This is a genomic window from Thalassobacter sp., from assembly GCF_982993085.1.
The window spans coordinates 7,862-14,527 of record NZ_CEZFMW010000090.1 but is presented as its reverse complement, the minus strand read 5'-3'; the positions used below and the strand labels follow the sequence as shown (position 1 = coordinate 14,527).

Annotated in this window: 6 protein-coding genes and 1 pseudogene; 1 reads left to right on the top strand and 6 read right to left on the bottom strand. The window is 57.5% G+C overall.

Annotation, left to right across the window (positions count from 1 at the left end):
• Positions 1-251 precede the first annotated feature (251 nt).
• The 3 genes from AC4GMC_RS13250 to AC4GMC_RS13240 all read right to left on the bottom strand — a co-directional run bounded on the left by AC4GMC_RS13250 (position 252) and on the right by AC4GMC_RS13240 (position 4,732).
• Positions 252-1,103 carry an MBL fold metallo-hydrolase gene (locus AC4GMC_RS13250; protein WP_487878754.1) on the bottom strand — a complete coding sequence of 284 codons (852 nt, stop codon included), beginning with the start codon at positions 1,101-1,103 and terminating at the stop codon, positions 252-254.
• A gap of 121 nt (positions 1,104-1,224) precedes the next feature.
• A complete protein-coding gene (locus tag AC4GMC_RS13245) occupies positions 1,225-4,017 on the bottom strand; it encodes a bifunctional aconitate hydratase 2/2-methylisocitrate dehydratase (RefSeq protein ID WP_487880326.1) in 2,793 nt (930 codons plus the stop codon).
• Positions 4,018-4,246: 229 nt separating this feature from the next.
• Positions 4,247-4,732 (bottom strand): flavodoxin family protein, encoded by a 486-nt coding sequence (locus AC4GMC_RS13240; protein ID WP_487878229.1) that lies wholly within the window; start codon positions 4,730-4,732, stop codon positions 4,247-4,249.
• 111 nt (positions 4,733-4,843) lie between these two features.
• Here AC4GMC_RS13240 and AC4GMC_RS13235 point away from each other — a divergent pair, with 111 nt between their 5' ends.
• On the top strand, positions 4,844-5,254 hold the full coding sequence (locus AC4GMC_RS13235) for a c-type cytochrome (protein ID WP_487878228.1): 411 nt from the start codon (positions 4,844-4,846) through the stop codon (positions 5,252-5,254).
• Positions 5,255-5,294: 40 nt separating this feature from the next.
• Here AC4GMC_RS13235 and AC4GMC_RS13230 read toward each other — a convergent pair whose 3' ends face one another.
• The 3 genes and pseudogenes from AC4GMC_RS13230 to AC4GMC_RS13220 all read right to left on the bottom strand — a co-directional run.
• The gene (locus tag AC4GMC_RS13230; RefSeq protein WP_487878227.1) at positions 5,295-5,495 is read right to left on the bottom strand and encodes a DUF2065 family protein; all 201 of its coding nucleotides are present in this window, start codon (positions 5,493-5,495) and stop codon (positions 5,295-5,297) included.
• The gene (hflC, locus tag AC4GMC_RS13225; protein WP_487878226.1) at positions 5,495-6,367 is read right to left on the bottom strand and encodes a protease modulator HflC; all 873 of its coding nucleotides are present in this window, start codon (positions 6,365-6,367) and stop codon (positions 5,495-5,497) included. Before hflC ends, AC4GMC_RS13230 begins: the two co-directional genes overlap by 1 nt.
• Positions 6,367-6,666: pseudogene (locus tag AC4GMC_RS13220) on the bottom strand (FtsH protease activity modulator HflK); the annotation flags it as partial. The pseudogene AC4GMC_RS13220 and the gene hflC, both read right to left, overlap by 1 nt.

Here is a 6,666-nt window from a genome sequence, read left to right as displayed (position 1 = left end):
AGCCATGTCGGCTGGGTCTGAGCGGGCTGGGCGAGTGCGGTAGTTTTAAGTGTCAAATGATCGTCCTCCTGAACCCTGTCGGCGCAGCCCGTACCCGGTGCGCCCGTGACAATGCATATCGGGACCTCGGGCAGAGCATTCAATAGAGCGCGCCTCTCACAACAGTGTGAGATGTCTCTTAATCTATGGTTAACCTAGAGCCAAATATCCGCAAGTCGCGCTGTTTCCGGCAAAAGCTTGCGAAAGGCCAGTCACGAAAGCGGGATGCGCAGACCGTCGCGCCCCACCGTTAACGGGCCTGTCCACGTAGGCTGGATCGCGGCATGCCAATCGCTTTGGGAAAAGTTAGGATCATCAGCCGGCAACAGATGGTTCAATACCAGATGCCCAACACCCGCCGCCGTCGCGATCCGCCCCACATCTTCGGCCCGCGTATGAGAGGCATAAAGATGCTCTCGCAAACGGCTCGCCCCTGGTGTGCGCTGGATCAAGGCTTCAACACCGTCGGTCAACATCGCCTCATGCACCAACACATCCGCGTCTTTGGCAAAATCCCCAAGGGGTGGGAAATAGCAGGTGTCAGAGGAGAACACGACCGTCGCCCCAGCGCCGGCAAACCGCAGCGCAAAGCAATCAGTCACAGGCGGATGATCCACGCGCAAAGCCGCAACGCTAAGGCCGTCATCCTGCATCACGGGACCTTCGGTATAGGACACAATCCGAACCAGATCCGTCAGCGATGGGCGGCCCTCATCCGCAAGACGGATTTTGTAGTCGAACGCCATCGACGCCATGAACCCCTGCCAATATCCCTCAATTCCGGGCGGGCCGTAAACCGTGATCTGGCGCTGCAACCCCGTCGTCCAAGCCGTGTAAATCAGTGGCCCAAGTTCCAGCACGTGGTCAGAATGTAGGTGGGTGATGAATATCTCATCAATCTCAAGCAGGCCCACGCCAGCCTCAACCGCGCTGCGCGCCGCACCAATAGCACAATCGATCAAAATGGTGCGCCCGCCCAACCGTAACAGCGATGCCGTCGGCAGCGCCCCACCCTTTCGGATCGCGGGACCACCTTTGGTACCGAGTAGAATAATATCGTTCATATGCCCCCCTTTACTACCTGCACCCTAGCCGCTTTTGCACAATATGGAAGCAGCCCCCAGCCACGAAAAAAGGGCCACCCGGCTATCCCGAATGGCCCCCTATTCATAGTATTTGTGCGACTTAGTAGTGCGCGGACAGGCTCGCCATACCCTCGGCCTTGGGGGGCGCGAACTTGGTCAGGTCGATACCATCAACGGCTGTCTTGTACTCCTCAACCGTTGGGGTGCGCCCCAAGATTGCAGACAGCACAACAACCGGCGTAGAGGCCAGCAGGCTTTCGCCCGCTTTGTCGCCCGCATCCTCAACAACCCGGCCCTTGAACAGACGCGTGGACGTCGCCAGCACCGTATCACCCTTGGCCGCTTTTTCTTGGTTGCCCATGCACAGGTTACAGCCCGGACGCTCAAGATAGAGGATGTTCTCATACTCAGTCCGCGCTTGCTCTTTGGGCGCGTTGTCGTCGAACTCAAAGCCAGAGTACTTTTGCAGCACTTCCCAGTCACCTTCGGCCTTCAGCTCATCAATGATGTTGTAGGTCGGCGCGGCCAGTACCAATGGTGCCTTAAACTCAACGCTGCCAGTGGTTTTCTCAAGGTTGCGGAGCATTTGCGCCACGATCTTGACGTCACCTTTGTGCACCATGCACGAACCCACAAAGCCCAAATCCACTTTCTTTTCCGCACCGTAGTACGAGATTGGGCGGATCGTATCGTGGGTATAGCGTTTGGACACGTCAGCGTTGCGTACGTCGGGGTCAGCGATCATCGGCTCGTTGATAGCATCCAGATCGACCACAACTTCAGCCGCATATTTTGCATTCGCATCCGGGGTCAGCGCAGGCTTTTCGCCCGAGCGGATTTCAGCAATCCGCTTGTCGGCAATCGCGATCAGACCGGTCAACATCTGGGCGTCGTTTTCCATACCCTTGTCGATCATGATCTGGATTCGCGACTTGGCGATCTCAAGGCTTTCGATCAGCGTCTCGTCCTCAGAGATACAAATGGAGGCCTTCGCCTTCATCTCTGCGGTCCAGTCGGTGAACGTGAACGCTTGGTCAGCCAACAATGTGCCGATATGCACCTCGATGATGCGCCCTTGGAAGACGTTGTCACCGAACTGTTCCAGCATCTGCAACTGGGTCGCGTGGACCACATCGCGGAAATCCATGTGCGGCGCCATTTGCCCCTTGAAGGTCACTTTGACCGACTCGGGAATAGGCATCGTTGCCTCACCCGTGGCCAGTGCCAGTGCAACCGTTCCGCTGTCTGCGCCAAAGGCTACGCCCTTGGACATCCGCGTGTGGCTGTCGCCGCCGATAATGATGGCCCAGTCGTCCACGGTGATGTCGTTCAGCACCTTGTGGATCACGTCCGTCATCGCGTGATAGACGCCCTTGGGGTCGCGCGCCGTGACAAGGCCGAACTTGTGCATGAACGCCATCAGGCGGGGCGTATTGGCCTGCGCCTTGAGGTCCCAAACAGAGGCCGTGTGGCAACCGGATTGGTATGCACCGTCAACCTTGGGCGACAGAACTGTAGCGGCCATGGCTTCCAGCTCTTGGCTGGTCATCAGGCCGGTGGTGTCCTGCGAGCCGACGATATTGACGTTGACCCGCACGTCCGAGCCCGCGTGCAATGGCGTCTCCGAAGCGACACCGACTGCGTTGCGGTTAAAGATTTTCTCAACAGCTGTCAGGCCTTGGCCCTCGTGCGAGATTTCTTTGGATGGCGCAAAAGCGGATTTCAGCGGGATGCCCAGCGTTTCACATGCAAACGTCTGAAGTTTTTTGCCGAACACGATGGCGTAGGAGCCACCGGCCTTCATGAACTCAACCTTTTGCGGCGTAAAGCTGTCGGCCATGTCGACCAACTCTTCGGAGCCATCCTCAGAGAACAGTTTCTTTTCTTTGGTGTTGATCGTCAGCACAGTGCCGGTTTCGACCGAATAGCGCTGTTCCAACACAGGATTGCCATCGTTGTTGAGGATTGGGTTGCCGTCTTGGTCCAGCTTTTTGACCCAGTTCTTCAGGTCGACACCAATGCCACCGGTCACGCCGACTGTCGTCAAAAAGATCGGGGAAATCCCGTTGGTGCCCGCCACGATTGGCGCATAGTTTACGAACGGGATGTAGGGGCTGGCCTGTTTGCCGGTCCACAACGCCACGTTGTTGACACCCGACATCCGGGAGGATCCAACACCCATCGTGCCCTTTTCCGCGATCAGCATCACGCGTTTGTCGGGGTGCTGGATCTTGAGGTCTTGGATTTCTTGCTGTGCGCGTTCGGTAATCATGCACTTACCATGCAGCTCACGGTCAGAGCGGGAGTGCGCTTGGTTGCCCGGAGACAGCAAATCGGTCGAGATATCCCCCTCAGCGGCAATATATGTGACGACTTTGATCTCTTCGTCGATGTCGGACACCTTGGTAAAGAACTCGGCCTCCGAATAGCTTTCGAGGATGTCTTTGGCGACAGGATTGCCCGCAGCAAAGGCCTCGGCCAGACGGTCGGTGTCCGCTTCGTAAAGGAACACTTGGGTCTTGAGGACTTCGGCGGCTTGCGCTGCGGTATCCGCATCATCGCCCAGTGCCAAGTCCAGCAGAACCTCAACCGAGGGGCCACCTTTCATGTGCGACAGCAGTTCAAACGCAAAGGTGGGCGTAATTTCGGGAACGTTCGCCTGACCGAGAATAATTTCCTTGAGGAAGTCAGCCTTTTGGCGGCCAGCGGGCGTGGTGCCGGGGATCGTGTTGTAGATAAAGAACTCAAGCGACGCTTCGCGGTGCGCGTTGTTCGCATCTTTGATCTGCGCGATGATCTCAGAGGTCAGCGCCCCGTCATCAATCGGCTTGGGGTGCAAACCTTGGGTTTTGCGCGTTTCGATCTCTTCTAGGTAGGCTGTGTACAAGCTCATGGTGATCCCGACGAGTTAGAGTTTATGGGGCAGCTTCGACGCCGGAACCCGTGAGGTCCGCTCTCGAAAAGCAATTGTATGCCGCGGTATACTACAACATGGAAAATCTCAAGCGTTCAAAACGTGGCATGTTGCCCCACTGGCCTGAAATTTGGACCTTTGGGGGTCATGACACGCCGACTCAGACCCCATCCGCAACACGGCATTTTTCCGTTTGATTCAGGCGGGTTTAGAACACACCAAGGCTAAGCCCCGCCCCAATCGCAGCCCCCAATTCACGACAGGGGGCCAATTCGGCCTCCGTCAGGGACTTCGGCGCCAAAATAGCCTCAGACGTTTGGGCATGTGTGCATAGGATCAATGGCACCTGAACCTCGCGCAGGCGCCAGCCCGTGGCGATACGTGCCGTCTGGCGCGCAGCGTTCTGCCCGTCGGAGCCCGCACAAACCATCTGCGCATAGGGCCGTCCATTCAACTGACCCAACACAGGGTAATAACAGCGGTCAAAGAAATCCTTCATCACGCCCGAAATTGCCGCAAGGTTTTCGGGCGCACAAAAGATGTATCCATCCGCAGCCAACAGATCATCCGGCCCAGCGTCCTGCGCAGACTTCAGGACCGTTTCGCATTCCTGTGCTGCTGCATCCGCCGTGGCCTGCGCCATCTGACGGCTGCCGCCTGTGCGGGAGTGATACACGATCAGAAGTTGGGTCATGGCGTGCGGCTCCGTTGGTTTGGCCTGTCTTAGCACGCACGCTCCGCGCACAAAATGCAGCAGCGTTGTCGAAAAGGGCCCATTTTGCTACACTATGGCAGGAGGTGACCAATGATGATGGGGCTTCGAACGATGATGCTCGCGCTGGCAGCGACCCTACCCGCACAGGCACAGGACGCCGACCCACAAGCCGGGCGCGACTTTTTCCAAACCTATTGCTGGCAATGCCACGGCAAAAGCGGCGCGGGCACGGGACCAATGGCCGAAATGCTCGCAATCGCGCCACCAGACCTGACCACGCTATCGGATCGCAACAACGGTACGTTTCCGACAGAACGGACCTTGATGCAAATCGACGGTCGATCCCCGTTGCTCGCCCACGGCGGCGATATGCCAATTTTCGGATCATTCCTTGAAGCGGATCAGAACGTCCCGCTCAAGGTCGAAAGCGGGCAACCGGTGTTAGTCAGTCCAGAGTTGGCCAACCTAATCAGCTACCTGCAAAGCCTTCAGGCTGAATAGGGCAGCTCAACCCCTAGAAAACACCGGCACCATATCGGGGCTAGGCCCCAAACATCGCTCGTACAAAGCCGACCCCAACGACACCCAACCCCACGCAAATAAGGCCAATCATCCGGCGGGTTTCAAACGGGATTTGCGCGATCATCTCGATCAGATCTTCCAAACGCCGAGGGGCCAGTGCAAGCACCAGCCCCTCAATCACAAGGGCCATCGCGAGGCCCAGTAACACTGCTTCGATCATTACTGACGACCAGTGTCCGCTTTTAGATAGTCAAAGAACTCGCTGTCAGGCGACAACACCATGGTCGAGTTATTTCCCTGCAACGCGCGGCTGTAGGCCGTGAGCGAACGGTAGAATTCAAAGAATTCTGGGTCCTGACCGAAAGCCTGCGCAAAGATGTTGTTGCGCCGCGCATCGGCTTCACCACGAACGATCTCCGCTTGACGCGTGCTGTCCGAGACAAGCTCAACCACAGTCCGGTCCGCTTGGGCACGGATCCGCTGCGCAGCTTCTTCACCACGGGCGATCTCATCTGCGGCTTCACGTTCCCGCTCTGCGCGCATCCGGGCAAAGGTCGCGTCAAGGTTTTGCGCCGGAAGATCGGTCCGCTTCAAACGAACGTCGATGATTTCCAGGCCCAGTTGGCGCCCCTCGATCCGAGCAAGTGTCGCGATCCGGTCCATCAAGACCGCACGATCCGTGCTCAGGATATCGTTCGACGACACCGAACCCAGAACCGCCCGCAACTGCGACCGCAAAATACGGTCGAGCTGGATTTCGGCAGTCCGAATACCGCCTACACCCACAGCTTCGCGGAAGTCTTCGACATCGGTGATCCGGTACCGGGCAAACGCATCAACCACCAAACGGCGGTCATCCGACGGTGTGATCTCAATCGGATCAACATCGCGGCTCAGGATGCGGTCGTCATAGCGGACCACTTCTTGGATCAGCGGCAGTTTAAAGGCCAGACCGGGGTCTTCTTTGACTGCAACCACACGACCAAATTGCAGCACGAGCGCCTTTTCACGTTCATCCACGATAAACACCGAGGACAGCACACCGACCAGCGCGACAACCACGACGGGGATCAAAAAAGTTGACTTGTTCATCAGTTGGTTCCTCCGCCACGGCGCAGTTCATTGATCGGCAGGAACGGGATGACACCTTGGCCACCGCCCTCGCCACCACCGCCGATGTTGTCATCAACGATGATCTTGTCGAGACCACCCAGAACGGTTTCCATCGTTTCCAGATAGAGCCGCTTGCGTGTCACCTCAGGGGCGTTTGTGTATTCGCCCAGAACGGCAACGAAACGGCTGGCTTCACCTTCGGCTTCGTTCACAACCTGCGCCCGGTAGGCTTCGGCTTCTTCTAACAGCTGCGCAGATTCACCACGCGCGCCCGCAAG

Excerpts from the sequence above, each read along its gene's own strand:
- AC4GMC_RS13230 (WP_487878227.1), bottom strand. The coding sequence starts at position 5,495 with ATGATCGAAGCAGTGTTACTGGGCCTCGCGATGGCCCTTGTGATTGAG.
- hflC (WP_487878226.1), bottom strand. The coding sequence starts at position 6,367 with ATGAACAAGTCAACTTTTTTGATCCCCGTCGTGGTTGTCGCGCTGGTC.
- AC4GMC_RS13245 (WP_487880326.1), bottom strand. The coding sequence starts at position 4,017 with ATGAGCTTGTACACAGCCTACCTAGAAGAGATCGAAACGCGCAAAACC.
- AC4GMC_RS13240 (WP_487878229.1), bottom strand. The coding sequence starts at position 4,732 with ATGACCCAACTTCTGATCGTGTATCACTCCCGCACAGGCGGCAGCCGT.
- AC4GMC_RS13235 (WP_487878228.1), top strand. The coding sequence starts at position 4,844 with ATGATGATGGGGCTTCGAACGATGATGCTCGCGCTGGCAGCGACCCTA.
- AC4GMC_RS13250 (WP_487878754.1), bottom strand. The coding sequence starts at position 1,103 with ATGAACGATATTATTCTACTCGGTACCAAAGGTGGTCCCGCGATCCGA.